Consider the following 25,796-nt stretch of genomic DNA (forward strand, 5'->3'; position numbering starts at 1 on the left):
ATTGACTGATCTTTCGGCCGGCATTCTGCAGCTGGCAGCTGTTCTCGTCGTGCTCGCGGTGGTGTATGTGCCGCTGGGCGACTACATGGCGCGGGTGTACGAGTCCGTGAAGGACTCTCCGCCGGAGCGTCTGCTCTACCGGGTGATCGGCGTCGATCCGCGGGCGAATCAGACCTGGCGCGGCTACGCGCTGTCGGTCCTCGGATTCTCCGGTGTCTCGATCCTGGTGCTGTACGCGTTGCAGCGTCTGCAGGGGCATCTCCCGTGGTCGGACGGAAAGCCCGGCATGTCTCCGGCGGTCGCCTTCAACACCGCGATCTCGTTCGTCGCCAACACCAACTGGCAGTCGTACGAGCCCGAGACCGTCATCAGCAACCTGTCGCAGATGCTCGGCCTGGCGGTTGCGAACTTCCTGTCTGCGGCGGTCGGCATGGCCGTGGCGATCGCGCTGATCCGGGGCATCGTCAGCCGCCGGGGCAACGGAGTGCTCGGCAACTTCTGGGTCGATCTCGTGCGGGGCACCGTCCGGATTCTGCTGCCGCTGGCGCTGCTCGTGGCGACGATCCTGGTTTTCCAAGGGGCGGTCCAGTCGTGGCACACGGCAGCGGAATTCACCACTGTGGACGGGACCGCGGGACGGGTCCCATTGGGTCCCTTCGCGTCCCAAGAGGCGATCAAGCTTCTCGGCACCAACGGCGGTGGAACGTACGGGGCCAACTCGGCGCACCCCTTCTCCAACCCGACGCCACTGACCAACGTGGTCCAGGTGCTGGCGATCCTGATCATTCCGGTCTGTCTCACCCGCACTTACGGCACGCTGGTGCGTGATCGCCGACAGGGGCTCACGCTGCTGGGCGTGATGGCCGTCATCTGGGGCGCGATGCTGGCGCTGGTCTGGACCTTCGAGTCGCGGACCGACGGGATCGCGTCGCAGGCCGCGGGCGCCATGCTGGAGGGCAAGGAGTATCGGTTCGGGATTCCGGGCTCCGCTCTCTTCGCGGTGTCGACCACAGGCACGTCGACGGGTGCGGTGAACGCCGCTCACGACAGCTTCGCCGCAGCATCGGGCGGAGGGCTGCTCTGGAACATGCTGTTGGGCGAGGTCGCCCCCGGAGGCGTCGGCTCGGGCCTCTACGGACTCCTGGTGCTCGCGATCATCACGGTCTTCGTCGGCGGCCTGCTGGTGGGTCGGTCGCCGGAGTTCGCGGGCAAGCGGATCGGTCAGAAGGAGATCACCGTCGCCGCGCTCTACGTACTGGTGATGCCGGCGCTGGTGCTCGCGGGGTCCGCGGTGACTGTTCTTCTCGGATCCACACCGGAGGCTCTCGGCAACGACGGTGCCCGCGGCAGTGACAGTGCGATCCACGGGTTCAGCGAGATCATGTACGCATACGCGTCGGCGGCGAACAACAACGGCAGCGCGTTCGGCGGACTCGCCGCCACCAACGACTGGTTCCAGATCTCGTTGGGGCTGGCCATGCTGTTCGGCCGGCTGGTGCCGATCGTCCTGGTGCTCGCATTGGCCGGACTGCTGGCCAGGCAGAAGCCCAAACAGAACGAGACATCGGTCTCGCTGCTGCCCACCAGCGGAATCCTTTACGGCTCACTTCTTCTCGGCACCACGCTGCTGGTCGCCGGACTGACCTTCTTCCCGGCGATGGCGCTGGGACCGATCGCGGAGGCACTGTGATGACTGCGACGCAGAGCGACGAGAGTGCGAACGACACGAGCATGGCGGGGACCGGTGCATTCGACGTGAGGCAGCTCGTGTCGTCGCTGCCCCAGGCGCTGCGCAAGCTCAACCCGCGCGATCAGGCTCGCAACCCGGTGATGTTCGTGGTGTATCTCGGTGCGGCGATCACCACCGTGCTGGCCATCGTCTACCCATCGGTGTTCGCGTGGACGGTGGTGGTGTGGCTGTGGTTCACGGTGATCTTCGCGGGTCTGGCCGAGGCAGTCGCCGAGGGGCGCGGCCGAGCGCAGGCCGACAGCCTGCGGAAGGTGAAGCGCGACACCGTTGCCCGGGTTCTCGGCGACGACGGCGCCATCAGCCGGATCCCCGGGGCGGAGCTGAAGCCGGGAATGCGGATCGTGGTCGAGGCGGGCGAGACCATCGCCGGGGACGGCGATGTGGTGGAAGGCATCGCGACGGTCGACGAGTCGGCCATCACCGGGGAGTCCGCGCCGGTGGTGCGGGAGTCCGGCGGCGACCGGTCGGCGGTCACCGGGGGCACCGTCGTGCTGTCGGACCGCATCGTCGTGCAGATCACGGCCGAGCCGGGCAGCACCTTCGTCGACAGAATGATCGCGCTCGTCGAAGGTGCGTCGCGCAAGAAGACTCCCAACGAGATCGCGCTCGACATCCTGCTGACGGCGCTGACCATCATCTTCCTGCTCGCGGTGGTCGCGATCGGTCCGATGCAGAGCTATGCGGGACAAGCCGCCGACCCGGTGAAGCTGATCGCACTCCTGGTGTGCCTGATTCCGACGACGATCGGGGCGTTGCTCTCGTCCATCGGCATCGCAGGCATGGACCGGCTGGTGCAGCGCAATGTCTTGGCCATGTCGGGGCGCGCCGTGGAGGCGGCGGGCGACATCGACACCCTGCTGATGGACAAGACCGGCACCATCACCTACGGCAATCGCCGGGCCACAGAGTTCCATCCGGCAGACGGAGTGGAACTCGTGGAGCTGGCGGGCGTCGCGTACCGGTGCAGCCTGGCCGACGACACCCCGGAGGGCCGCAGCATCATCGACTTGGCGATCGAACGCTACGAGGTGACCCCGCTCGACGAGGTCTCGCTTGCCGCGGCGAGATCGGGCGCCGATCCGGGTATCACCGTGGTGCCGTTCACGGCTCAGACGCGGATGAGCGGCGTCGACGTGGACGAGAACGGGCGGCTCAGCGAATACCGCAAGGGTGCCGCAGATGCGGTCGAGAAGTGGGTCGGCGAGCTCCCGGCGCAGGTGCGCACCGACGTCGACACCATCGCCACCCGCGGCGGAACGCCGCTGGTGGTCGGCATCCGGCGAGGGCTGCGGTCGCATGTGCTCGGTGTCATCGAACTGTCGGACGTGGTGAAGCCGGGGATGACCGAGCGCTTCTCGCAGTTGCGCGCCATGGGTATCCGCACCGTGATGGTGACCGGCGACAACCCGCTAACCGCCAAGGCCATCGCCGACCAGGCGGGCGTCGACGACTTCATCGCCCAGGCCACTCCCGAGGACAAGCTCGACCTGATCAGAAAGGAGCAGTCGGGAGGCCGACTGGTCGCGATGACGGGCGACGGCACCAACGACGCTCCCGCGCTGGCTCAGGCCGACGTGGGGCTGGCGATGAACACCGGAACCATGGCGGCCAAGGAGGCCGGCAACATGGTCGACCTCGACTCCGATCCCACCAAGCTGATCGAGGTGGTGGCGATCGGAAAACAACTGCTGATCACCCGCGGCGCCCTGACCACGTTCTCGCTGGCCAACGATCTCGCGAAGTACTTCGCGATCCTGCCCGCATTGTTCAGCACGGTGTACCCGCAGCTCGACGCACTCAACATCATGCGGTTGCATTCGGCGCAGTCGGCGATCGTCTCCGCGGTCGTCTTCAATGCGCTGATCATCGTCGCGCTGATTCCGTTGTCGCTGAAGGGCGTGCGCTATCGGGCGACGAGCGCGGCCAATCTGCTGCGCCGCAACCTGCTGCTCTACGGGCTCGGCGGCGTGGTGACGCCGTTCATCGGCATCTGGCTGATCGATCTGCTCGTCCGGCTGCTGCCGGGGATGGGATGAGGACATGAAGAACGTCTTGCTCGGCCTGATCCGGCAGAGCGGTGTGGCGCTGCTCGCTCTGGTCGCGTTGGCCGTCGTCGTGGGCGGCCTGTACCCCGTTGCGGTCTGGGGCATCTCGCGATTCCACACGACTGCTGCCGAAGGGTCGTTCCAGTCCGACGTGCACGGTTGCCGAGCCTCCGACCTGCTCGGCGTCGACCAGCGGCCCGCGCCCGGACAGCCCGACCCGTTCCTGCACAACCGGGTCGCCGGCGGCGTCGACGACCCGATGGCGCCGGGCGATCCGGCGGCGTCGGGGGCGAGCAACCTCGGCCCGAACAGCCCCGAACTGGTCAAGATCATCGACGCCCGCCGCGCGGCGATCGCCGAGCGCGAGGGCGTGAAGCCGTCACAGGTGCCCGCCGACGCCGTCACCGCCTCGGGCTCGGGACTCGACCCCGACATCAGCCTGGAGTACGCCGCTCTGCAGGTGCCGCGGATCGCCCGGGCGTCGGGTCTGGCGCCGGAGGAGGTCCGCGAGATCATCGCCGACCACACCCGGGGCCGCCAGCTGGGTTTCCTCGGGCGGGAGCGGGTCAACGTCCAACAGGTGAACCGCGACCTGCAGAGCGCGCGCGAGACGCGGGCCGGGACAGAGCCGCATGGCACCGCCTGCCGATAGCATCGGCGACATGCCATCAGCTGAGGAACCACGGGGCCAGCTCGAGGTATTCCTCGGCTGTGCCCCGGGCGTCGGCAAGACGTACGAGATGCTGGCGCGGGCCCGCACACTCGCCGACGAGGGCGTCGATGTGGTGGTCGGGGTGGTCGAAACCCACGGGCGAGCGGCGACGGCGGCACTGCTGGACGGGCTGGAAGTGATCGATCGTGTGCCCGTCGAATACCGCGGGACCGTGCTCCTCGAAATGGATCTCGACGCGGTGCTCGCGCGTGAGCCGGAACTGGTGCTGGTCGACGAACTCGCGCATTCCAATGCGCCGGGCATGCGCCACGAGAAGCGGTGGCAGGACATCGAGGAACTCCGGGACGCGGGAATAGACGTGCTGTCCACCGTCAACATCCAGCATTTCGAAAGCCTCAACGACGTCGTCGCCCGCATCACCGGCGTCACCCAGCGCGAGACGGTGCCCGACGCGGTGGTCCGCGGCGCCGACCAGATCGAGCTCGTCGACATCGAGCCGCGTGCGCTGCGGCAGCGACTCGCCCAGGGCAAGGTGTACGACGCCGGGCGGATCGACGGCGCCCTCGCCAACTTCTTCCGGCAGGGCAATCTGACGGCGCTTCGCGAGCTGGCTCTGCTGTGGCTCGCCGATCGCGTCGACGACAAGCTCGCCGCCTACCGTGCGGCCAACGCCATCACCGAGACCTGGGAGGCGCGCGAACGGGTGGTGGTGGCGGTCACCGGCGGACCGGAATCGGCCGGGCTGATCCGCCGGGCCGGGCGGATCGCGTCGCGGTCGAGCGCCGAGTTGCTGGTGGTGCACGTGGTGCGCGGCGACGGTCTGACGAATCGGGGAGCCGCCGACGTCGGCGGCCTGCGGCAGGTGGCGGCGGGCATCGGCGCGCGCCTGTATTCGGTGGTCGGTGACGACGTCCCGGAGACGCTCCTGGAGTTCGCGCGCGCGATGAACGCGACGCAGTTGGTCCTCGGCACGTCGAGGCGGTCGCGGTGGCGGCGGCTGTTCGACGAGGGCGTCGGCGCGGCCGTGGTGCGTGACAGCGGGCGCATCGACGTCCACATGGTGACGCACGAGAAGGCTGCGGTGCGGAATCGTCTCGACATCCGCGACACGCGATTCCACCGGCCCGGCAGCTGGATTCTCGCGGTGCTCGCGCCGCTCGCACTCACCGGGGTGCTCGCGCTGACGAACGAATACCTTGGCTTCACCAGTCAGAGCGCACTGTTCTTCGTGGTGATCCTCGCGGTCGCGCTGCTCGGCGGAGTGGTGCCCGCGGCGCTGTCGGCGGTGATGTCGGGCCTGCTGCTGAACTACTTCTTCGCCGCGCCCACCTTCACGTTCACCATCGCCGAACCGGACAACATCATCACCCTCGCGGTGATGCTCATCATCGCGGTCGCGATTGCGGCACTGGTGGATTCGGCGACGGTCCGACGCAGGCAGGCACAGCGCGCAGGTCGTGACGCCGAGCTGCTGGCGCTCTTCTCCAGCGCGGTCCTCGACGGGGCGGGGGTCTCCGGGCTGCTGCAGCGGGTCCGCGAGACGTACCAGCAGACCGCGGTCGCGGTCGCGCGGAAGGACGACCGCACCGAGACGGTCGCGCATTCGGTGGGGGAGAACCCGCCGCTGACCGCGGCTGAAGCCGACACCGTCTGTCCGGCCGCCGGCGGCGAGTACCAGCTGCTGCTGCGCGGACCCGAAGTGGGAGCCGCCGACCAGCGGGTACTCGCGGCCGTCGCCAGCCAGGTGGCCGCGGCGGTCGAGCGGGACCGGCTCGAGGCCGAGGCCGCGGAGGCTGACGAGTTGGCGCGCACCGATGAGCTGCGGCGCGCGCTGCTGGCCGCGGTGAGCCACGATCTGCGGACGCCGCTCGCGGCGGCGAAGGCGGCGGCGTCGAGTCTGCGCAGCCCGGAGGTGGTGTTCAGCGAGGAGGACACCGCCGAACTGCTCGCGACGATCGAGGAGTCCGTCGATCAGCTGGCCTCGCTGGTGGGCAACCTGCTCGACTCGTCGCGGCTGGCCGCGGGAGTGGTCCGTCCCCGGCGCACCCGCACCTACTTGCCGGAGGTGATCCACCGCGCGGGCGCCGCCGTGTCGCGTCGGGCGCCGGGGACTCCGGAGATCACGGTCGACATCGGATGCGACTGGGCGGTCACCGACGCCGGACTCCTGGAGCGGGCGCTGGCCAATCTGATCGACAACGCGCTGCGCCACGGCGGCGACGCGATCGAGATCCGCACCGAGTCGGTGCCGGCCGACGACTCCGACGAGCGCCGGTGCCGAATCCGGGTGATCGATCACGGTCCCGGTATCCCGGCGGAGGAGCGGTCGCGCGTCTTCACTCCGTTCCACCAGTACGGCGACCAGAACCGGCAGACGTCGGGTGTCGGGCTCGGATTGTCGGTGGCGAGCGGGTTCGTGTCGGCGGTCGGAGGAACGCTGGCGGTGGCGCAGACTCCCGGCGGCGGGACGACGATGGTCGTGGAACTACCCGCGGAGCACGACCCGGCCGACGACCCGGAGGGAGGCGCGTGATGGCCGAACACGGGCACGTCCTCGTGGTGGACGACGAGCCGCAGTTGCTTCGAGCCTTGCGAATCAACTTGCGCGCCAGGGGCTTCGACGTGACCACGGCGGCTACCGGCGCACAGGCGCTGGAGGCGGCGAGCAAGCGGACCCCCGACGTGGTGGTCCTCGACCTCGGGCTGCCCGACATGGATGGGTTCACCGTCCTCGCCGGCCTGCGCGGGTGGACGTCGGTGCCGGTGATCGTGCTGTCGGCGCGCACCGACGCCGCCGACAAGGTGCAGGCTCTGGACGCGGGTGCGGACGACTACGTGACCAAACCCTTCGGCATGGAGGAGTTCCTCGCCCGTCTGCGCGCGGCGATCAGGCGGGGCAGCGTCGCCGGAGCACCGGCCGAGAGCCCGGTGGTGCGCGCCGGCGCGCTGGAAGTCGATCTCATGGGCAAGCGGGTCCTGCGCGACGGTGAGCCCGTGCGGCTCACACCCACCGAATGGGGTGTGCTCGAACTGCTCGTGCGCAGCGAACCGAATCTGGTGAGCCAGCGGGAGATCCTCACCACCGTGTGGGGGCCCACATACGTGAACCAGACCAACTATCTCCGCGTCTACCTGGCTGCGCTGCGGCGCAAGCTGGAGGCCGATCCGTCGCATCCGCAGCACCTCATCACCGAGGCGGGAATGGGGTATCGCTTCGTCCGGTGACGGCCGGAGATCGGCAGTACCCTCGTGCCATGACCGCCACCGTCGCCCAAGTCGCCGCCGCCAAGTACGTCATGCTGACCACCTACAAGAAGGACGGCACTCCCGTGGCATCGCCGCTGTGGGCGGCGCCCGACGGTGACGACATGTTGCTGTGGACGGTCGGCGATTCGTGGAAGGTGAAGCGGCTGCGCCGCAACAACAACGTGCTGGTCCAGGCGTGCAACGCGAGCGGGCGCAGCACCAGCGGACCTCAGGTGGCCGGGCTCGGCGAGATCGTAGACCGGCAGCGAGCCGTCGACGCGATCATCCGCAAGTACGGGCTCATCGGCCGGCTGACCATCTGGGGATCGTCGTTGCGCCGGGGCGCTTCGGCGACGGTCGGGATCCGCGTCCGCGACGTGCTGTAGATCCCCGAAGGGCCTGTCGTGCGAGCGTGCCCCAGGCCGGTTGGGCGAGCGTTCTCCAGGCTGGTTGAGCGAGCGTTCTCCAGGCTTGTTGTGCGAGGGTGCCCCAGGCTTGTTGAGCGAGCTTTCCCCAGGCCGGTTGAGCGAGCTTTCCCCAGGCCGGTTGAGCGAGCTTTCTCCAGGCCGGTTGAGCGAGCTTTCTCCAGGCTTGTTGAGCGAGCGAAGCGAGTCGAAACCCTCACCCGACCCGCGCCAGCAACGACAGCGTGACCCGCACATACGCCTGTGCGGCCGTGACGAGTTCGGACAACGACACCGATTCGTCGGGCTGATGCGCCTGCCCGTTGATGTCGCCGGGCCCCATCACGACGGTGGGGATGCCGAGGGCGGTGCTGATCCAGCCGCCGTCGCACGCGGCGGTCCAGCCGCCGACACGGGTGGGCGCCCCGGAGTCGGCGACGGCCTGCGCGGTGGCGTCGACGATCGGATCGTCGGCCGGGGTGGCGAAGCCGGGCAGATACATCGTCGGAGTCACCGAGACGGCGACACCGTCGGACTCGATGCCCGCGGCGCGGATCTCCTCCGACAGGCGCCTGCCGATCTCATCGACGTCTTCGCCGGGCATCAGCCGACGGTCGACGCCCATCGCGCAGGTCGGGGCCACCACTGAGATGCCCTGTCCGCCGTCGATGGTCCCGACGTTCCACGTTCCGTAGCCGAGCAGCGGATCCGGGTCCGCGGCCATGCGGCGCTGGTCGGCGTCGATCAGCTCGATCACCCTCGCCGCGGCGAGGATCGCGCTCGCGCCGTCGCTGGGGCGGCCGGAGTGCGCCGCGCGGCCGGTCACGGCCACATCGAAGTACGACGCGCCACGGCAACCGCGAACCACCTCGAGCCGGGTGGGCTCGGCGACGATGCATCCGAGGTACTCGCCGGAAGGCGGATCGGCGACCAGATGCCTCACCCCGACCCCGTGTTCCTCCTCGTCGACGGTCACCACCAGGCGGACCGGTCCGGAGACCTCGACGCCGTCGTCGACGGCACGCGCGACGACCTTCATCGCCGCCACAACGGCGGCGATGCCGCCCTTCATGTCGGTGGCGCCGCGTCCGACGATCAGATCGCCGTCACGACGTGGCACGAACGGATCGCCCGTCCAGCCGGGCCCGGGCGGAACGACGTCGGAGTGCCCCAGGAACATCAGACCCGGGCCGGCGGCGTCGCCGTTGACCGTCGCGATCAGATTCGGCCGGCCGGGCGCGGCTTCGGAGACCTCGACGTCGAACCCCGCTTCGCGGCACGCATCGGCCAGAACCGCGACGGTCGACTCCTCGCTGCCACCTGGGTTGACGCTCGCCTCGGCGATCAGCGCACACGTCAGCGCCTCGACCTCGGCGGCGTCGACAGCGGCTGCCAGAGCGTCGACGACGTCTTGACTGACAGTCCTCATCGTCGGCCTTTCTCCTTCAGCTTCGAGTCGTCGGGCGCACAGGGAGCCCTCGATAGTAGGCTATGCCCGATGGCCATTGTGTATTTCGTGATTGCGGTGCTCGCGCTGTTGGGTGCGGGCGCCCTGTTGTGGCTGGACCGGAACCGGTCGCAACAGGTTCACCACCAGCGTGCTGTGTGGGGCGAGACGCATTCCTTCAAGTTCCGCGAGACCGACAGCAAGCTTCGCACCGTGTTCCATCGTGCCGCGATGGACGTGCCGGAGCACGTCCGGGTGCGCGATGTCGCCTACGGCGTCTACGAGGGTGCCGAAGCCGTGGTCTTCGACCTCGAAGACACGTCGACCATCGTCGCGGTGCGTCGTCCGGCCGCGTCGGCGGTGACCGTTGACCTGCGCTACGAGGATGTGCTCGCGCCCGCGGAAGACGATGTGGATCTGCTCGGCGCGATGGGATCGCGCGTCATGTTCGCGAGCAATCTCGACGCCGCACGCCGGATCTGCGACCGCCGCATGGTGACACTCGCCACCGACACCCCGGCCTACGTCGAGATCCTGTGGAACGAGGGCAACTGGGCGCTCGGCGCGATGCCGGTGACAGTGGAGGACGAGCGTCTCGACGTCGCACTCGACGCCGTTCGCCGCTTCGCGGATCTGCTGCGCGTACTGCCGCCCGCCGTGGTGCCGCAGGACGCGCCCGACCCGCGCGATCCGCACGGTCCCACCAACGAGGAACTGGCCGACGAGAAGACCGAGTCTCTGCGCGACAAGGAGCGTCGTCGCCGCATGGAGGCATCGGCATCACAGCCGGCCCCGCGGCCGGAGCCGCGCCCGTCCCGGCTGGACGCGACACCGCGCCCGCCCGACTCCGCGGGCACTTCGCGGATCGAGCCGATCCGGCGGCCTGCGCCGCGACCGGTCGCCGATCCCCGCACGTCCCGGGAGCGTTTCGCTCCGCCGGACCTTCCGCCGCTGAACGACCCGCGCGAACGCTGATCCGGCACGCCCGGACCCCTGACCTCTTGAAGCCCTCTTAGGAGCTGGTGACCCATGTCGGCATCCGATGCCACCCCCGCCGTCGACGGCGCCGCGCGCGCCCGCCTCGCCGAACTGGTGACCGAACTGGCCGTCGTGCACGGCAAGGTCACGCTGTCGTCGGGCAAGGAAGCCGACTACTACGTCGACCTGCGCCGCGCGACGCTGCACTCGGAGGCCTCACGGCTGATCGGTCAGCTGATGCGAGAGCTGACCGCGGACTGGGACTACGCCTCCGTCGGCGGACTCACGCTCGGCGCGGACCCGGTCGCGACGTCGATCATGCACGCCGACGGTCGGGCCGTCGACGCGTTCGTGGTGCGCAAGGCCGCCAAGACGCACGGCATGCAGCGACGGATCGAGGGCCCGGACATCGCGGGGCGTCGCGTGCTGGTGGTCGAAGACACGTCGACCACCGGTGCGTCGCCGTCGCAGGCGGTCGAGGCCGCGCGCGAGGCCGGTGCCGAGGTGGTCGGGGTCGCGACCGTGGTGGATCGTGCGACCGGCGCAGATGATGTCATCACCGCGCTCGGTGTGCCGTACCGGTCGCTCCTCGGGCTGGCCGACCTCGGCCTTGCCTGACCGGCCCGACGACGCCGTCGGGCCCACCGAGTGGGTCACCGGTGTCGGTCCAGCCGTCGGTGTCGGCCCGTGGCTCGAGGAATGCGAGGGACCGCTGCCCGGTGACCCCCGCTACGACCGCACGCTCCTCGCGGAGGGGGATCGGCGCAACGTCGTCGACGCCTACCGCTATTGGACCCGCGAGGCGATCGTCGCGGACCTCGACACGCGTCGCCACGAGTTCCACATCGCCATCGAGAACTGGGGACACGACGCCAACATCGGCACGGTGGTGCGGACCGCGAACGCCTTCCTCGCGGCCGAGGTGCATATCGTCGGACGCCGCCGCTGGAATCGGCGCGGCGCCATGGTCACCGACCGCTACCAGCATCTCCGGCACCACTCCACCGTCGCCGACCTCATGGAGTGGGCTCGCGCGGAGCATTTGACGGTGGTCGCTGTCGACAACACACCCGGCGCGGCGGCGCTGGAACGCACCGAACTCCCGCGGCGGTGCGTGCTGGTGTTCGGCCAGGAGGGACCCGGCGTCAGCGACGAGACGCAGGACAGCGCCGATCTCACGGTCTCCATCGCGCAGTTCGGGTCCACCCGCAGCATCAACGCGGGCGTCGCCGCGGGCATCGTCATGCACTCGTGGATCGCCCAGCACGCCGACCTCGATCAGGCGTGGTGATCGGGCCGCGGGCATCGTCATGCACTCGTGGATCGCCCAGCACGCCGACCTCGATCAGGCGTGGTGATCGGCTTCCGGTTCGCCGTTCATCCGCGCTTCAGCCGGGGTGATTCAGCGCGTCGATCACCTGCTGGATGCAGTCTGACGGGCGGTCGTTGATCATGTGCCAGTTGAACTGCAGTTCGCGCCACCCGAGTGACTGAAGGTGGTTCGCCTTGGCGAGGTCGTTTCCGTGGCGGCGTGGATCGCGGTGAAAACTCCAGCCGGAGATCTCGACGGCCAGCCGGTGGTCGGGCCAGGCGAAGTCGAGTCGCCACCTGCCGGTCGGGAACTGCTGCACCCACCCGTCGAGTCGCCACTGCCTGAGTAAACGTGCGAAGAGTCGCTCGGCCTCGGACTCGCTGTCGGACCCCGCGATGCGGACGAGCCCGCGGGCTTCGCGGATCCCGACCAGACCGGCGTGGTCGGTGAGCGCGCGCTCCAGGTCGGCGAGCCGGACCTGCCGGGTCTGCAGCATGCGGTCGAGGAATGCGGTGCCCTCGGCGAGTTCGACAGCGGTCATCAGTGCGGTCAGCGGCTTGTGTGTCAGCGACAGCCCGCGGACCCGGGTGAGCGATTCGGGACGGTACACGCGGCGCACGGCACGGACGCCGACCGGCCACTCGAGGGAAGGCGCCTGCGACCGGCACGAGAGGGTGAGATGCGTCGGCAACTGATCCACCATGCCGTGCCACCACGCGGCGGTGGTCCGGTCGGCGACGCCGCGGTGCGCGAGAACCGCTGCGCGGACCATCGCGGCCTCAGTGAAGTCGTTCGCCGCCGATCGGTAGACGCCCCGCGCCAGGGCGGACCACTCGCCGCGCTCGATCCTGCCCTGGATCTGCCTGCGGGTCAGCCCCAGCTCGATCGCCTGCGTTGCCGTGATGACGCCGTCGTGCGCCGCCAAGTAGGCCGCGACGTCCCCTGTATCCCCCACATCTGATTAGACGCGGCGGAGTGCCATTCGGTTCCACTGCGAATCCTGTCGAGTTGGTACCCGCCACGGGTACCAACTCGACAGGATTCACGGCTCGGCCGAGATCAGTCGAGTTCGACCGGGCTCTCGCTCTTCTGGATCCGGCGGCGGCGCAGCCACTCGAAGACCATCGGCAGCACCGAGATCAGCACGATCACGATGAAGATGGGCTCGATGAACTTCTGGATGATCTCGAACTGGCCCAGCCAGTAGCCGAGCAGGACGATGCCCGCGCCCCAGACGATCGCGCCCACCACGTTGTAGATCGTGAAGACGGCGAACTTCATCCGCGCGGCGCCGGCGACGATCGGGGCCAACGTACGCACGATGGGTACGAAACGCGCCAGGAAGATGGTGATGGGTCCGTGCTTCTCGAAGAACTCGTGCGCCTCGTCGAGGTAGCGCTGCTTGAGGAAGCGCGCATCCGGCTTGAACATCGACGTCCCCGCGTAGCGGCCGATCCAGTAACCCACCTGGCCACCCAGGATGCCCGCGATCGGGACGCCGATCAGCAGAGGCCACAGGGTGAGGCCCGAGTCGGCGACCTTGGCTGCGTTCTCGCCCGCCTCGCCTGCGGCGATCAGACCAGCGACGAACAGCAGCGAGTCGCCCGGCAGCACCGGGAACAGGACGCCCGACTCGATGAAGATGACGAGGAGCAGACCCCAGAATGCGGCCGCTCCGAAGTACCCGATCAGATTGAACGGATCCATGAAGCCGGGCATCAGTGCCACGTTCGTCGTGGTCTCGGCAAGCAGAGTGTCGATCACAGGCCCCGATCCTACCGGCAGTCGCTTCGAGAACCCTTAACGATGTCCTTGGCAGGGGACCGGCCCGGCCCGGCGAGGCAACCGTCATACTGGATCGGACAGCTAACAATCGAGTGGAAAACATCCACTGGCTCTCTTAGGACGTGAGAATGCCTATCGCAACCCCCGAGAAGTACGCCGAGATGCTGGCCAAGGCCAAGGCGGACGGTTACGCGTTCCCTGCCATCAACTGCACCTCGTCGGAGACCGTCAACGCGGCCATCAAGGGATTCGCCGATGCCGGCAGCGACGGCATCATCCAGTTCTCGACCGGCGGTGCTGAGTTCGGTTCGGGTCTGGGTGTCAAGGACATGGTCACCGGTGCCGTCGCCCTCGCCGAGTTCGCCCACGTCGTCGCCGAGAAGTACGACGTCACCATCGCGCTGCACACCGACCACTGCCCCAAGGACAAGCTCGACGGCTTCGTCCGACCGCTGATCGAGATCTCCCGCGAACGTGTCGCGAAGGGGCAGAACCCGCTGTTCCAGTCGCATATGTGGGACGGCTCGGCCATCCCGATCGACGAGAACCTCGAGATCGCGAAGGAACTGCTCGCCAAGACCAAGGAGGCGAACATCATCCTCGAGGTGGAGATCGGCGTCGTCGGCGGCGAAGAGGACGGCGTCGAGAACGCCATCAACGACAAGCTCTACACCTCGGTCGAGGACTTCGAGAAGACCGTCGACGCGCTCGGTACCGGCGAGAACGGTAAGTACCTGCTCGCCGCCACGTTCGGCAACGTCCACGGCGTCTACAAGCCGGGCAATGTGAAGCTGCGCCCCGAGGTCCTCAAGGAGGGCCAGGACGCCGCGGTCGCCAAGCTCGGTCTCGACGCGTCGGCCAAGCCCTTCGACTTCGTCTTCCACGGCGGCTCCGGCTCGCTCAAGAGCGAGATCGAGGAGGCCGTCGGCTACGGCGTCATCAAGATGAACGTCGACACCGACACCCAGTACGCGTTCACCCGCCCGGTGGCCGGTCACATGATGACCAACTACGACGGTGTGCTCAAGGTGGACGGTGAGGTCGGCAACAAGAAGGTCTACGACCCGCGCAGCTACCTGAAGAAGGCAGAGGCCTCGATGGCCGAGCGCGTGGTCGAGGCGTGCAACGACCTCGGGTCGTCCGGCAAGTCGATCGGCCGCTGACCGGCCGGGCCGCACGCGCCCGATACGAGATGAGACGGTCCCCCGGAGCGATGCTCCGGGGGACCGTCTCGTGAAGTGCGGGACCGCGGGCGTTACGGCTTCAGGCAGACCTTCCATTCACCGTCGATCTGGTGAAGCGTGATCTGCGCGGGCGCGGTCTTCGAAGGATCGTTGCTCGGGTACATGTCGACGCCGACGCGTGCGGTGTCACCGTTGATCTGGACGGCCTTGACGTCGTCGAAGGTCATCAGCTCATTGCGGTTCTTCTGGGCTTCGAAGGCCTTCTGGAAGTCGGCGTCGGAGACCTTGGAGTAGTACGCGTAATCCGCGCCGCAGGTCACCTCGCGCAGCTTGCCGAGGTCACCCGAGGTCATCGCGCTCCGGTAGTCCTTGGCGGCGTCGGCCACCTTGTGCTCCGGTGAGCTGCCGACCAGCGCATACCAGAGGCCGACCGCGATCGCCGCGATGACGATGACCGCGGCGACGAGGAGGCCGATCAGCTTGCCACGGCTGCGCTTGCGCTGCGTTTCGGCCGGCGCGACCACCTGCGGCGCGGGCTTGGCCTGTGCGGGCCGACCCGCAGGTGCGGCGGCACCGGCTGCTGCGGCTCCGGCTGCGACAGCCGCGGGCACCGCCATCTCGGTGGTCGGCGCCTCCGATGCCGGCACCTCGACGGGCTGATCGGCCGGGGCGGCGACCTCGACGGTCGGGGCCGAGGCTGCATCCGTGTCGGAGGGCGCCTCGTCATCGGTGGCCGTCGGCGTCGCGGACTGATCGTCGGCGGGCAGGTCGATGGACTGCTCCACCAGATCGGCCTTCACCAGATCGACCTTCGCGTCGGTGCCGGCGTCCACCGCGTCACCGGTGGCCGCGTCGCCGGCCGAGAGCGCGTCTCCGACAACGGTCTCTTCGACGAGTGCGCCCTCCGCCTGCGGCGTCGCTCCCTGCGGGGCGGCCTGAGCCGGAATCTTGAAGGCCTTGGTGGGCGTCTCGGAATTGCCGCCGCCCTGAGGAGCCGGGGCGTCCTCGAGCTTCTTGACCGGGGTCGGCTCTGCAGTCATCTGTGCGTCTGTTTCCTTCGTGTCTGTTTCCTTCGTATCCGCTTTGCCCTGCTCGCGCTGGGCACGGAAAGCACCGACCACCTTGTCGATGGCAGCCGAAGTGTCTTTGTCCGAATCAGACATCTGCTCAATTTCCAATGTTCGTCGGGGACAGTACTGCTAGACGCGCAGCGTCAGGATATCGGACCTGTCGGTCTCGAGCTTCTCCGGAGCGTCCCACTCAGGTGATTGAATGATTACGTGACGTCATTTGGAGATCTCCTCGGACCCCCGCCCACCCTGCTGCCGGGAGACGACGAAGCGGAGTCGGCTCTGCTGAACGGAACCGATCCTGCGGCCGTCGCCGCCGCGCACCCGTCGGCCTCGATCGCCTGGGCCCATCTGGCCGAGGCGGCGCTCGACGGCGCGTTGGACGGCCCCGAACCGGACATCGCACGGGTCGTGGCCGCATACGCCTACGCTCGCACCGGTTACCACCGCGGCCTCGACCAACTGCGGCGCAACGGCTGGAAGGGTTTCGGTCCCGTCCCGTGGAGCCATGAGGAGAACCGTGGCTTCCTGCGCTGTGTGGGGGCGCTGGCACGTGCCGCGCAAGCCGTCGGCGAGGAGGACGAGTACTTGCGGTGCCTCGACCTGTTGAACGACAGCGATCCCCGCGCGATCGCCGAACTGGGGCTGGACTGACACCGACGGTCGTGGTGTGAGTGCACGAGGCCGCTGAAGAACCGGAGTCCAAGGCGTCGTTCCGCGACCTGGGGTCGCAGGGCGTGCAGCGACTGCCGTCGGTCCTGCGCGTTCGGGTGCGCAGACTGTGGCTGTCGCTGGTGCCGATCGCGCAGTGCGCCATCGCCGCGGGGCTGGCCTGGTTCGTGGCCTTCGACCTACTTCACCACGCTCGGCCGTTCTTCGCGCCGATCGCGGCGGTGGTGTCCCTCGGGCTGTCGCTGGCCCGCCGCTGGCGTCGTTCGGCGGAGCTGATCGTCGGGGTCTCCATCGGGATCCTCGTCGGCGACCTGGTGGTGACCCAGATCGGATCCGGTGCGTGGCAGATCACGGTTGTGGTCGCGGCGGCGATGGCCCTCGCGGTGTTCGTCGACGGCGGCCCGATGCTCCCGACCCAGGCGGCGTCGTCGGCGGTGCTCATCGCGACACTGCTGCCGCCCGGCGGTGCGGCGAGCTATCAGCGTGCGGTCGACGCGCTGGTGGGCGGCTGTATCGGCCTGCTCGTGGGGGCGCTGGTGCCGGTGAATCCGGCTCGGCGGGCGCGCCGCGACGCCGCGGGCATTCTCAACACGCTGCGCGATCTGAGCCACGACCTCGCCGAGGCGCTCCGCGCGCGGGACGAGGACGCGGTCTATCGGGTCCTTGCGGCGGCCCGTGGCACCCAGCCCGCCGTCGACGGCCTCCGGGCCGACATTCTGGCCGGGCGTGAGGTCGGGACCCTCTCACCGCTGTACTGGGCTTCGCGCGACCGCTTGCGCAAGATCGCCGCGACCGCCGATCCGATCGACAACGCGGTCCGCAACTTCCGCGTGGTCACGCGGCGGGCGCTGGGGCTGACGCAGCGCGGGGTGGCGGTGGAAGAGCCGATGATCGACATCATCGAGGACATCGGCGGACTGTTCGAGACCCTGCGCGCGATGATGCTCGCCGAGCCCGGTCAGCCGCCGGATCCGGCAGACGCCGCGCGCGAGGTGCGCTCGGTGGTGCGCAGAGCGCGCACGTCGCTGGCCGACCACGTCGAGGACCTCTCGGAGGCCGCGCTGCTGGTGGAGTTGCGCTCGCTTCTGGTGGATCTGTTGATGGTCGCCGGACTCAAGCGTTCGTCCGCCATCGCGCAGTTGCACCTGAACAAATGAGTACTCGAGATCACCAGACGCAGCACTCTTGTCATATATGCGAAAGTTCGCATATATTGAGGTCATGGGTACTGATCACGAACACGGCCACAGTCACGGCCCGACCGCGGCAGACCTGGCACGACCGGACGCGGGGCACCGGCGGATCTGGCCGCTGGTGGTGTCGCTGGGCCTGATCGGCACGTTCTTCGTCGTCGAACTGGTCACCGGCCTGCTGTTCGGCTCGCTCGCCCTCGTCGCCGACGCCGGGCACATGGCGACCGATCTGGTGGCACTGACGATGGGGCTGGTGGCACTGTTGCTCGCCCGCCACGGCCGGGTGACCGACGGCCGCAGCTTCGGCTGGTACCGCGCGGAGGTGTTCACCGCGGTCCTCAACGCCGTGCTGCTGCTGGGCGTCGGCGTCTACGTGCTGTACGAGGCCGTCGTCCGACTCGGGACGAATCCGGAGGTGCCCGGCGGGCCGATGATCGTGGTGGCGCTGCTGGGGCTGGCCGCCAACGTGATCGTCATGTACCTGTTGCGGGCCGACTCGGGCACGTCGCTCGCGATTCGCGGGGCCTACCTGGAAGTGCTCGCCGACGCGGTTGGCAGCGTCGGGGTGCTCATCGCCGGTGTGGTCGCGATGACCACCGGCTGGGGATATGCGGACCTGATCGTCGCGGTCTTCATCGCCCTGTGGGTGGTGCCGCGCGCGGTGAAGCTCGCGCTCGACGCACTCAAGATCCTGAACCAGCAGGCGCCGTCCCACGTCGACCTGGACGAATTGCGTGCCGACCTCGCCGCCCTGCCCGAGGTGCAGGACGTGCACGACCTGCACGTGTGGTCGGTGACGACCGGCATGGACGTGGCGACGGTGCATCTGAGCAGCACCGGAGATCACTGTGCCGCGCTCACTGCCGCGCAGCGGGTCTTCGCCGAACGCGGCCTCGAGCACGCCACAGTCCAGGTGGAACGTCCCGGCGACCGCTCCCAATGCGAAAGTCTCACCTGGTGAGAGCGGACTGAACGTCTCGACCCGAAGTGCGGAGCAGCGCCTACAGCCAGAACGCGAACAAGCGGATCCCGTACGAGACGAACGCCGGGCTGATTCCGAAGGCCTCGAACGCGTGGTAGACGAGGCCGAAGAACGCGGAGTTCAGCTGCGGGATGAACAGCAGCAGGAACAGGATCAGGAAGCCGAAGGGTGCGATCTTCTCCGCCGCCTGACGGACGTTCGCAGGCAGATGCGGTTCGAGCGCGCCGTAACCGTCGAACCCGGGCACGGGCAGGATGTTGAGCAGCGTCGCCGACAACTGCAGGAATGCCAGTGCGGCGGTGGCGGCCCAGAGGTTCAGGTTCGCGGTGGTGGGAGTGGTCGACGCGAGTGCCGCCAGAAGCGCCAGTCCGAGGACCAGGTTGGTCGCCGGGCCGGCCAGCGACACCTTGGTGCGCTGCGCGGGGGTGAAGGCCGCGGTGTTGAGGTAGACCGCTCCGCCGGGGAAGCCGATGCCGCCGAGCGCGACGATCAGCAGCGGCAGGGCGATCGACAGCCCCGCGTGGGTGTACTTGCGCGGATCGAGAGTCAGATACCCGCGGACTTCGGCCGACCGATCGCCGTAGCGGAAGGCGGTGAACGCGTGCGCGAACTCGTGCAGAGACAACGAGATCACCCATCCGCTCAGCACGAAGAGCAGGGCGCCGAACATGCCGAGGGCGCTGCGTTCCGCGCCGGACCGCAGCAGCAGGTACACGCCGACGGCGAAGGCCGCGCACAGCCCGAGGAACACCGGTCCGGGTCGAACGGACTTGAGGGCCGCGGTGGTCGGGGTGGTCACGGTCGCACCAGTCTCCAGTCGATGTGATGCCGATAGAAGGTGGATCGCTTCACGACGCGGTCGGTCAGTTCGCCTTCGCGCTCGACCACGAGGTTGGTGCCTCCGGTCTGAACCGCCCGGCCGCTCTTCCATCCGCCGGGCAGCGCCCGGGCGCGGCGGCCGCGGACTCCGGGTTCGACGGTCAGTGGCTCGATCTCCACCGCGCGGACGGTGCCGTCGAAGATCGTCGCCGAGTCGGCGATGCACTCGCCGTGCAGCTTCTCGCCCGCTGCCCCCAGATGTCGTGCCCGTCCGACGAGGACTGTCGCGGCATCGTCTCGGATGAGTGGAAGCTGCTGCGCCGTACCGGTTTCGGCGAGACGCATCGCGGCATCGCCGTGCGGTAGACCGTAGTTCCCGGTAGCGGCGGTGACGTGCGGTGCGACGTAGGCCACCTCGACGTCGAGACGTTCGAGCTTCATCAGGGCGGCGACGACCCGCGCTAAGAACGCGTCCGGCGCCATCGCATCGGAGTCGGTGGGGGCCACCACGATCCGGGGGGCGGCGCCGGCGGAAGCGGTGGCGGCGGAGCCGGCCGACGGGTCGTCGAGCAGGCCGGCGAGGCGGCGGGTCAGGGCGGACGGTACTTCGTCGCCGGGGCTGACCGTGATCAGCAGAGAGGGCACCTACCCAGGCTATACGGCAGCGGGGACCAACATTTCGACCGCGACCCAGTAGGGTGGGCACGTTAGGAGGAGCACCTGATATGGCTGCGATTGTGCTGATCGGCGCCCAGTGGGGCGACGAAGGCAAGGGTAAAGCGACGGATCTGCTGGGCGGGAAGCTGCAGTGGGTGGTGCGCTACCAGGGCGGAAACAACGCGGGACACACTGTGGTCCTGCCGAACGGCGAGCAGTTCGCGCTGCACTTGATTCCGTCGGGGATTCTGACGCCCGGTGTCAAGAACGTCATCGGCAACGGCGTCGTCGTCGACCCGAGCGTTCTGCTCACCGAGCTCAAGGGGCTGGAGGACCGCGGCGTCGACACGACTTCGCTGATGCTGTCGGCCGACGCGCATCTGCTGATGCCGTACCACGTCGCCATCGACAAGGTCACCGAGCGCTTCCTGGGCAACAGCAAGATCGGTACCACCGGTCGCGGCATCGGGCCCTGCTACCAGGACAAGATCGCCCGCGTGGGCGTCCGCGTGGCCGACGTGCTCGACGAGAAGATCCTCGCGCAGAAGGTCGAGGCCGCGCTCGAGATCAAGAATCAGATCCTCACCAAGATCTACAACCGCAAGGGTCTCGACCCGCAGCAGGTGGTGGACGAGACGCTGGAGCTGGCCGAGGGGTTCAAGCACCGGATCGCCGATACCCAGCTGTTGCTGAACCAGGCGCTCGAACGCGGTGAGACCGTGCTGCTCGAAGGTTCGCAGGGCACGCTGCTCGACGTGGACCACGGCACCTACCCGTACGTGACGTCGTCCAATCCGACCGCCGGCGGCGCGTCGGTGGGCGCGGGCATCGGGCCCACCAAGATCACGACGGTCCTGGGCATTCTGAAGGCGTACACCACGCGCGTCGGTGAGGGCCCGTTCCCCACGGAGCTCTTCGACGAGTGGGGCGAGTACCTGGCCAAGACCGGCGGCGAGGTCGGCGTGACCACCGGACGTGCCCGTCGCTGCGGTTGGTTCGACGCCGTCATCGCGCGGTATGCGACCCGCGTCAACGGCATCACCGACTACTTCCTCACCAAGCTCGACGTGCTGTCGAGTCTGGAAGAGGTCCCGATCTGCGTGGCCTACGAGGTCGACGGCGAGCGGGTGGAGGACTGGCCGATGACACAGACCGGCATCCATCACGCCAAGCCGATCTACGAGACGATGCCCGGTTGGTGGGAAGACATCTCCGGCTGCCGTACCTTCGACGAACTGCCCCAGAATGCGCAGAACTACATCCACCGGCTCGAGGAGCTGTCGGGTGCGCGCATCTCGTGCATCGGCGTCGGCCCCGGGCGTGACGAGACGATCGTCCGGCATCAGCTCGTCTGACCGGCGACCTCGATGAACGAGCCGCGCGGGCTCAGTCGCGACTACGGGTCGACGCTGCTCGGTGCGGTCGATGAGGGGCCGCGCAGGCAGCGCATCCGGATCCAGCTGCTCCTGACGACGACCATCGTCGGGGCGCAGTTGATCGGGATCGTGGTGGCGATCTCGCTCGCGCTGGTCGGTATCCCCGACCCCTCGTTCCTGCGCGGCGATCTCGTATGGGTCAACTTCCTGGCCCTGCCGGTGTACATCGTGTGTTCGCTGGCACTGGGCGTGCTGGTCGGCACGGTGATGACGGTCCGGTCACTCAAGTGGTCGATGCGCGACCAAGTGCCGACTCGGGACGACGCGCGGCGCACCGCGTGGGCGCGCCGTCGGCTGACTGCGCTCCAGGCACTCCTGTGGGTGGGTGCCGCGGTGATGCTGGGTATCTGGTACGGCGTGGTCGACCCGATCCTCATCCCGAAAGTGGTGCTCATCGTTCTGATGAGTGGCATCGTCGTGATCGCCATCGTCAACATCTTCGTCGACGTGCTGCTGCGGCCGGTGTACGCCAAGCTCATGCAGGCGGGTTTCTCCGTGCGCGGCAGCTCCGTCCGGTCGCGAGCCCTCAGTGCGTGGCTCATCGGCACCGGCGTCCCGCTGAGCGGCGTGTTCATGGTGGTGCTGTTCGCGGCCACCAGCGGTCGCTCGTCGTTGGTCGGCGTGTTCGTTTCGGTGACGGTGCTGGTGGCGGTGGCTGCCGCAGTCGGCCTGCTCGCGATGTTCCTGTTCTCCTGGGATGTGACCGGACCGATCCGCAACGTTCAGGCCGGAATGAGCAAAGTCCGCGGCGGAGACGTCAGTCCGGCCGTCGACCTCGTCGTCTACGACGCCTCCGAACTGGGGGAACTGCAGTTCGGGTTCAACAGCATGGTCGCGGGACTGCGCGAGCAGGAGCGAGTGCGCGACATCTTCGGACGTCACGTCGGCCGCGACGTGGCCGCGCAGGCGCTGCGAAGCGATCCGGAGCTCGGCGGCGCCGAGCGGACCGTCGCGGTGATCTTCGTCGACGTCATCGGCTCGACGACACTGGCCACCGAGCACACACCGACCGAGGTGGTAGCGGTGCTGAACCGCTTCTTTCAGCAGGTTGTCGAGGCGGTGGAGACGCACCGGGGCCTGGTGAACAAGTTCGAGGGAGACGCGGTCCTGGCGATCTTCGGCGCGCCCCTGGAGATCGACGATCCCGCGGGCGCAGCGCTGGCCGCGTCGCGCGAGATCGCCGATCGTCTCGCCCGCAACGTGCCGGAGTTGAAGGCGGGTATCGGGGTGAGCTTCGGGACCGTGGTGGCCGGGAACGTCGGCGCGATTCAGCGGTTCGAGTTCACGGTGATCGGCGACCCGGTGAACGAGGGCGCACGACTGTCGGAGGCCGCCAAAGAGGCTCCGCACCTGCCGTTCGCGTCGGAGCGGGCGGTGGCGGCGGCAGGGGACGACGAGGCGCGTCTATGGTCGCCGCACACCGCGCTCGTCCTGCGCGGACGGTCGGCTCAGACACGGATCTACACTCCGACCAGCCGGCGCACCGACTCCGGCAGCGGACGGTCGGAGGACCATTCGGCCGCGCGCGGCACCCCGTAGCCGCTGGTGAACGGAATCACGCCGCACCACGCGGTGACCTCGTCGTCGGGGCGGACGACGCCCTCGCCGGCATTCGCCTTGTAGACCCACTCGCCCTCCTCGATCCGCAGAACCGTCACATTGGTGGCCGCGATCTCCCGTTTCGTCATCGGACGTACCTCGTCGTTCCGGCCGGGTGTGAGTAGGTCGGTGAACCGGGTCAGCAGTTCGGCGCGGTCGTCGGCCCGTGCGTTCTCCAGTCGGCCGTAGACCACCGCCGAGCGGAAATGCACGGTGGAGTCGAATGTCGAGTTCGCGAGGACGAGGGCGTCCATCGCGGTGACGCAGAAGGCCGAGCGCTGATCGGCGGGGCGGCGTGATCCCATCACTCCGGCACCGGTGGATCCGTGCAGGAGGATGCGGTCGCCGTCGCGCACATGCAGGGTGGGCACGCTGCGTACGGCGGCGGTGCCTCCCTCACCGAAGGCCGTGGACAGCACTCCCCACCACTGCTGGTCGAGGAGACGGTCGAGGCTGTCGCGGTCGGTGCTCTGGCGGTCGCGCTTGCGGGTCAAGTTCTCCATGACTCCAGTACAGAGCCATACTGGACTTGAGAGAAGATCCAGAATCGAGCAATTCTGGAGACCAGTATCGATGGTGGTCGGGCCTCGGATGTCAGAGGTCGGTCGCCGGAAGGCGAGGTGACGTCGTGGCGCGGACTCCCCGGGACGTCCATCTGCCGATCAGTCTGCCCACGCCGGTGCGGAGCAGACGATTGGTGGATGAACTCCTCGCCGCAATCGTCGACGGCCGGCTCGCCGAGGGCGACTGGCTGCCGTCCACCCGAGTGCTGGCCCGGCAACTGAGCTGCTCGCGATCGGTGGTGACCGGTTGCTACGACGAACTGATCGCGGCCGGCTTCCTCGACGGGATCCCCGGTGCGGGCACACGGGTGCGTGCCGGTGCGCGCGCGGCGGTACGGCTCGGCGCGAGATCGCATGTGACGGAGGAATCGGCGCCCGTCGTCGTGCGTGGGGAGGGTGCGGTTCCGCGGATCATCGGAGATCTGCGGCCCGGGGTGCCGGACGGTTCGCTGATCGACGCGCGTCGGTGGCGCAGCTGCGTGCGGGCGGCGACGTGGACGCCCGAGCCGTCGACGGCCGGGACGACGGCTCTGACGGCCGCACTGGGGGAGCACCTGCGCAGGCATCGAGGGGTGCACGCCGAAGAGATCCTGCTGACTCCCGGATCGTCATGTGGGTTCGCACTGCTCGGCGAGGCGGCGTGGGACTCGGGGATTCGGCGCGCCTTCGTCGAAGCGCCCGGATACGCGGAGGCGCAGCGGGAACTCGCGCGCGTCGGTTTCTCGGTGGAACCGGTGGAGGTGGACGCGGACGGCGTGTGTGTCGGCCGGCTGCCGGACGATCGCTGCCTGGTGTACACGACGCCTGCGCACCAGTATCCGCTCGGCCACCGGATGTCGGTGGATCGACGCGCGCGATTGGTGGAGTGGGCGCGCCGGACCGGCTCGGTGATCATCGAGGACGACTACGACGGCGAGTTCCGGTACGACGTTCCGCCGCTGCCCGCTCTGCAGGCACTTCCCGGTGCGCGCGAATTCGTGGGGTATGTGGGCACAGCGTCGAAGACGCTCACCGTCGGGTTGGCGGTCGCGTGGACGGTGCCGCCGGGCGTGCTGTCCGACGCCGTAGGGCGGAGGTACGCCGAGCGTGCGTGGTCGGTGGCGGAGCCGGTGGCGGGCACCCTCGCGGAGTTCATCTCCCGCGGCCACCTCGCGACGCATCTGGCGAAGGTCGCCCGCACCTATCGTGATCGACGAAATGCGTTGTCGGCGGCGGTGATTGAGCGCTGTCCCGAGATGCCGATCATCGGCGTCGACGCCGGGCTGCACGCGACGATCGTGATCGACCGCGTTCCGGGAGCCCAGGTGCGTGATCGACTGGAACGATCGGGATGGCTGGTGCGCGCCGTCTCCGACTACCCGTTGGCAGACAAGCAGTCGGTGGACGGGGTCGTCGTCAGCTACGCACGATTGACGCCGGCGTCGGCGGTGAGATTCGCCGAGGCGCTTCGGCGGGCTGTGCCAGAGGTTTTGTCAGAGGGCGGCGGTATGATTCGAACATAGAAGCACAGCAGAAGTGTTCTCGGACACTGTTCAGGTGGAGGGGGTGGGTTCGATGGTCACGTCAGAAGTGCTGCTGCCGGACGACCCGGCCGCTCTCGCCCGCCTGTTGGAGGCTGCGGCGACCAAGTTCGCGTCGCTGCCGCTGTCCGCGGTGACCGAAGACGCCCTGTTGGAAACTGTCGAGACCTTGGAGCGTACGCATCGTCGTCTCGACGGTGTCGACGCCGCGGTGCTGGTGGAGGTCTCCGACCGCGGCGCCTACCGCAAGGTCGGGTATTTGTCGGTGCATCAGTATTTGGCGCAGGGGTTGCGGCTCGGTGACGGTGCCGCCCGACGCCGACGCGTCAGCGCCGCCGGCATCGGACGATTCACCGACCTGCAAGGCCAAACCCGCCCACCGGTACTGCCGGCGACCGCGGTCGCGGTGGGCGAGGGTGCGATCGGCGCCGACCACGAGCTTGTCAACTTTTCCGTGTAAG

General features: G+C 68.5%; 23 protein-coding genes and 1 pseudogene. 17 read left to right on the plus strand and 7 right to left on the minus strand.

The genetic code is table 11. The annotated features are described in order from the left end of the window. The first annotated feature begins 1 nt into the window (after nucleotide 1). The 6 genes from kdpA to Y710_RS04535 are packed head-to-tail and all read left to right on the plus strand — an operon-like array spanning nucleotide 2 to nucleotide 8,100. Nucleotides 2-1,690, plus strand: a complete 1,689-nt coding sequence (gene kdpA, locus Y710_RS04510; protein ID WP_062366526.1) for a potassium-transporting ATPase subunit KdpA — start codon at nucleotides 2-4, stop codon at nucleotides 1,688-1,690. After that, on the plus strand, nucleotides 1,690-3,786 hold the full coding sequence (kdpB, locus tag Y710_RS04515; protein WP_045538766.1) for a potassium-transporting ATPase subunit KdpB: 2,097 nt from the start codon (nucleotides 1,690-1,692) through the stop codon (nucleotides 3,784-3,786). Before kdpA ends, kdpB begins: the two co-directional genes overlap by 1 nt. A 4-nt stretch (nucleotides 3,787-3,790) precedes the next feature. Further along, on the plus strand, nucleotides 3,791-4,447 hold the full coding sequence (locus Y710_RS04520; protein WP_006896124.1) for a potassium-transporting ATPase subunit C: 657 nt from the start codon (nucleotides 3,791-3,793) through the stop codon (nucleotides 4,445-4,447). Between the two features lie 10 nt (nucleotides 4,448-4,457). Next, the gene (locus Y710_RS04525; RefSeq protein WP_062366528.1) at nucleotides 4,458-7,001 is read left to right on the plus strand and encodes a sensor histidine kinase; all 2,544 of its coding nucleotides are present in this window, start codon (nucleotides 4,458-4,460) and stop codon (nucleotides 6,999-7,001) included. Next, nucleotides 7,001-7,693 carry a response regulator gene (locus Y710_RS04530; RefSeq protein ID WP_006896126.1) on the plus strand — a complete coding sequence of 231 codons (693 nt, stop codon included), beginning with the start codon at nucleotides 7,001-7,003 and terminating at the stop codon, nucleotides 7,691-7,693. Before Y710_RS04525 ends, Y710_RS04530 begins: the two co-directional genes overlap by 1 nt. Nucleotides 7,694-7,722: 29 nt before the next feature. Next, nucleotides 7,723-8,100, plus strand: coding sequence for a PPOX class F420-dependent oxidoreductase (locus Y710_RS04535; RefSeq protein ID WP_006896127.1), 378 nt, complete (start codon nucleotides 7,723-7,725; stop codon nucleotides 8,098-8,100). A 235-nt stretch (nucleotides 8,101-8,335) separates the two neighbouring features. Here Y710_RS04535 and Y710_RS04540 read toward each other — a convergent pair whose 3' ends face one another. Further along, nucleotides 8,336-9,547, minus strand: coding sequence for a M20 family metallopeptidase (locus Y710_RS04540; RefSeq protein ID WP_062366530.1), 1,212 nt, complete (start codon nucleotides 9,545-9,547; stop codon nucleotides 8,336-8,338). 69 nt (nucleotides 9,548-9,616) lie between these two features. Between Y710_RS04540 and Y710_RS04545 the strand changes: the two genes are divergently transcribed. The 3 genes from Y710_RS04545 to Y710_RS04555 are packed head-to-tail and all read left to right on the plus strand — an operon-like array spanning nucleotide 9,617 to nucleotide 11,834. Continuing rightward, entirely contained in the window at nucleotides 9,617-10,540 is a 924-nt protein-coding gene (locus Y710_RS04545) for a hypothetical protein (protein ID WP_006896129.1), read from the plus strand. Nucleotides 10,541-10,594: 54 nt separating this feature from the next. Then, nucleotides 10,595-11,161 (plus strand): orotate phosphoribosyltransferase, encoded by a 567-nt coding sequence (gene pyrE, locus Y710_RS04550; protein ID WP_006896132.1) that lies wholly within the window; start codon nucleotides 10,595-10,597, stop codon nucleotides 11,159-11,161. Next, nucleotides 11,154-11,834 carry a TrmH family RNA methyltransferase gene (locus Y710_RS04555; protein WP_006896133.1) on the plus strand — a complete coding sequence of 227 codons (681 nt, stop codon included), beginning with the start codon at nucleotides 11,154-11,156 and terminating at the stop codon, nucleotides 11,832-11,834. Before pyrE ends, Y710_RS04555 begins: the two co-directional genes overlap by 8 nt. A gap of 97 nt (nucleotides 11,835-11,931) precedes the next feature. Here the strand turns inward: Y710_RS04555 and Y710_RS04560 are convergent, their stop codons facing one another. Together Y710_RS04560 and Y710_RS04565 are read right to left on the minus strand one after the other, a co-directional pair. Further along, complete coding sequence (locus Y710_RS04560) at nucleotides 11,932-12,810, minus strand: type IV toxin-antitoxin system AbiEi family antitoxin domain-containing protein (RefSeq protein WP_039867298.1); 879 nt, start codon at nucleotides 12,808-12,810, stop codon at nucleotides 11,932-11,934. A gap of 104 nt (nucleotides 12,811-12,914) precedes the next feature. Further along, nucleotides 12,915-13,619, minus strand: coding sequence for a DedA family protein (locus tag Y710_RS04565; protein ID WP_062366532.1), 705 nt, complete (start codon nucleotides 13,617-13,619; stop codon nucleotides 12,915-12,917). A 149-nt stretch (nucleotides 13,620-13,768) separates the two neighbouring features. On the opposite strand from Y710_RS04565, the gene fbaA reads away from it, so the two are divergent. Next, the gene (gene fbaA / locus Y710_RS04570) at nucleotides 13,769-14,803 is read left to right on the plus strand and encodes a class II fructose-bisphosphate aldolase (protein ID WP_062366561.1); all 1,035 of its coding nucleotides are present in this window, start codon (nucleotides 13,769-13,771) and stop codon (nucleotides 14,801-14,803) included. 92 nt (nucleotides 14,804-14,895) lie between these two features. On the opposite strand, the gene Y710_RS04575 is transcribed toward fbaA, so the two are convergent. After that, nucleotides 14,896-15,864, minus strand: a complete 969-nt coding sequence (locus tag Y710_RS04575; RefSeq protein ID WP_231875669.1) for an Rv0361 family membrane protein — start codon at nucleotides 15,862-15,864, stop codon at nucleotides 14,896-14,898. Nucleotides 15,865-16,104: 240 nt separating this feature from the next. Between Y710_RS04575 and Y710_RS04580 the strand changes: the two genes are divergently transcribed. From Y710_RS04580 to Y710_RS04590, 3 genes are all read left to right on the plus strand, one after another. After that, the gene (locus tag Y710_RS04580; protein WP_006896138.1) at nucleotides 16,105-16,548 is read left to right on the plus strand and encodes a DUF3151 domain-containing protein; all 444 of its coding nucleotides are present in this window, start codon (nucleotides 16,105-16,107) and stop codon (nucleotides 16,546-16,548) included. A 68-nt stretch (nucleotides 16,549-16,616) separates the two neighbouring features. After that, complete coding sequence (locus Y710_RS04585; RefSeq protein ID WP_039867314.1) at nucleotides 16,617-17,723, plus strand: FUSC family protein; 1,107 nt, start codon at nucleotides 16,617-16,619, stop codon at nucleotides 17,721-17,723. Between the two features lie 64 nt (nucleotides 17,724-17,787). Beyond that, nucleotides 17,788-18,720 (plus strand): cation diffusion facilitator family transporter, encoded by a 933-nt coding sequence (locus Y710_RS04590; RefSeq protein WP_062366537.1) that lies wholly within the window; start codon nucleotides 17,788-17,790, stop codon nucleotides 18,718-18,720. Between the two features lie 40 nt (nucleotides 18,721-18,760). Here the strand turns inward: Y710_RS04590 and Y710_RS04595 are convergent, their stop codons facing one another. Further along, the gene (locus Y710_RS04595; protein ID WP_006896141.1) at nucleotides 18,761-19,540 is read right to left on the minus strand and encodes a site-2 protease family protein; all 780 of its coding nucleotides are present in this window, start codon (nucleotides 19,538-19,540) and stop codon (nucleotides 18,761-18,763) included. Then, complete coding sequence (locus Y710_RS04600) at nucleotides 19,537-20,133, minus strand: hypothetical protein (protein ID WP_231875674.1); 597 nt, start codon at nucleotides 20,131-20,133, stop codon at nucleotides 19,537-19,539. Before Y710_RS04600 ends, Y710_RS04595 begins: the two co-directional genes overlap by 4 nt. A gap of 152 nt (nucleotides 20,134-20,285) precedes the next feature. Between Y710_RS04600 and Y710_RS04605 the strand changes: the two genes are divergently transcribed. Then, nucleotides 20,286-21,572: an adenylosuccinate synthase gene (locus tag Y710_RS04605; protein ID WP_006896143.1), complete on the plus strand. Its 1,287-nt coding sequence runs from the start codon at nucleotides 20,286-20,288 to the stop codon at nucleotides 21,570-21,572. Nucleotides 21,573-21,584: 12 nt separating this feature from the next. Continuing rightward, on the plus strand, nucleotides 21,585-23,192 hold the full coding sequence (locus tag Y710_RS04610) for an adenylate/guanylate cyclase domain-containing protein (RefSeq protein WP_062366540.1): 1,608 nt from the start codon (nucleotides 21,585-21,587) through the stop codon (nucleotides 23,190-23,192). On the opposite strand, the gene Y710_RS04615 is transcribed toward Y710_RS04610, so the two are convergent. Next, nucleotides 23,114-23,755: a pyridoxamine 5'-phosphate oxidase family protein gene (locus tag Y710_RS04615; RefSeq protein WP_006896145.1), complete on the minus strand. Its 642-nt coding sequence runs from the start codon at nucleotides 23,753-23,755 to the stop codon at nucleotides 23,114-23,116. The two genes, Y710_RS04610 and Y710_RS04615, sit on opposite strands and share 79 nt — an antisense overlap. 125 nt (nucleotides 23,756-23,880) lie before the next feature. Here Y710_RS04615 and Y710_RS04620 point away from each other — a divergent pair, with 125 nt between their 5' ends. After that, nucleotides 23,881-25,317 carry an aminotransferase-like domain-containing protein gene (locus tag Y710_RS04620; RefSeq protein ID WP_006896146.1) on the plus strand — a complete coding sequence of 479 codons (1,437 nt, stop codon included), beginning with the start codon at nucleotides 23,881-23,883 and terminating at the stop codon, nucleotides 25,315-25,317. 52 nt (nucleotides 25,318-25,369) lie between these two features. After that, nucleotides 25,370-25,771: pseudogene (locus Y710_RS04625) on the plus strand (DUF222 domain-containing protein); the annotation flags it as partial. Nucleotides 25,772-25,796: the final 25 nt, after the last annotated feature.

The sequence above is a fragment of the Gordonia sp. QH-12 genome (assembly GCF_001578675.1).
Lineage (GTDB): Bacteria > Actinomycetota > Actinomycetes > Mycobacteriales > Mycobacteriaceae > Gordonia > Gordonia sihwensis.

Bases quoted from the DNA above. Each gene is read 5' to 3' on its own strand.
- kdpB (WP_045538766.1), top strand. From the start codon at position 1,690: ATGACTGCGACGCAGAGCGACGAGAGTGCGAACGACACGAGCATGGCG.
- Y710_RS04520 (WP_006896124.1), top strand. From the start codon at position 3,791: ATGAAGAACGTCTTGCTCGGCCTGATCCGGCAGAGCGGTGTGGCGCTG.
- Y710_RS04525 (WP_062366528.1), top strand. From the start codon at position 4,458: ATGCCATCAGCTGAGGAACCACGGGGCCAGCTCGAGGTATTCCTCGGC.
- Y710_RS04530 (WP_006896126.1), top strand. From the start codon at position 7,001: ATGGCCGAACACGGGCACGTCCTCGTGGTGGACGACGAGCCGCAGTTG.
- Y710_RS04535 (WP_006896127.1), top strand. From the start codon at position 7,723: ATGACCGCCACCGTCGCCCAAGTCGCCGCCGCCAAGTACGTCATGCTG.
- Y710_RS04540 (WP_062366530.1), bottom strand. From the start codon at position 9,547: ATGAGGACTGTCAGTCAAGACGTCGTCGACGCTCTGGCAGCCGCTGTC.
- Y710_RS04545 (WP_006896129.1), top strand. From the start codon at position 9,617: ATGGCCATTGTGTATTTCGTGATTGCGGTGCTCGCGCTGTTGGGTGCG.
- pyrE (WP_006896132.1), top strand. From the start codon at position 10,595: ATGTCGGCATCCGATGCCACCCCCGCCGTCGACGGCGCCGCGCGCGCC.
- fbaA (WP_062366561.1), top strand. From the start codon at position 13,769: ATGCCTATCGCAACCCCCGAGAAGTACGCCGAGATGCTGGCCAAGGCC.
- Y710_RS04575 (WP_231875669.1), bottom strand. From the start codon at position 15,864: ATGACTGCAGAGCCGACCCCGGTCAAGAAGCTCGAGGACGCCCCGGCT.
- Y710_RS04590 (WP_062366537.1), top strand. From the start codon at position 17,788: ATGGGTACTGATCACGAACACGGCCACAGTCACGGCCCGACCGCGGCA.
- Y710_RS04605 (WP_006896143.1), top strand. From the start codon at position 20,286: ATGGCTGCGATTGTGCTGATCGGCGCCCAGTGGGGCGACGAAGGCAAG.
- Y710_RS04610 (WP_062366540.1), top strand. From the start codon at position 21,585: ATGAACGAGCCGCGCGGGCTCAGTCGCGACTACGGGTCGACGCTGCTC.
- Y710_RS04615 (WP_006896145.1), bottom strand. From the start codon at position 23,755: ATGGAGAACTTGACCCGCAAGCGCGACCGCCAGAGCACCGACCGCGAC.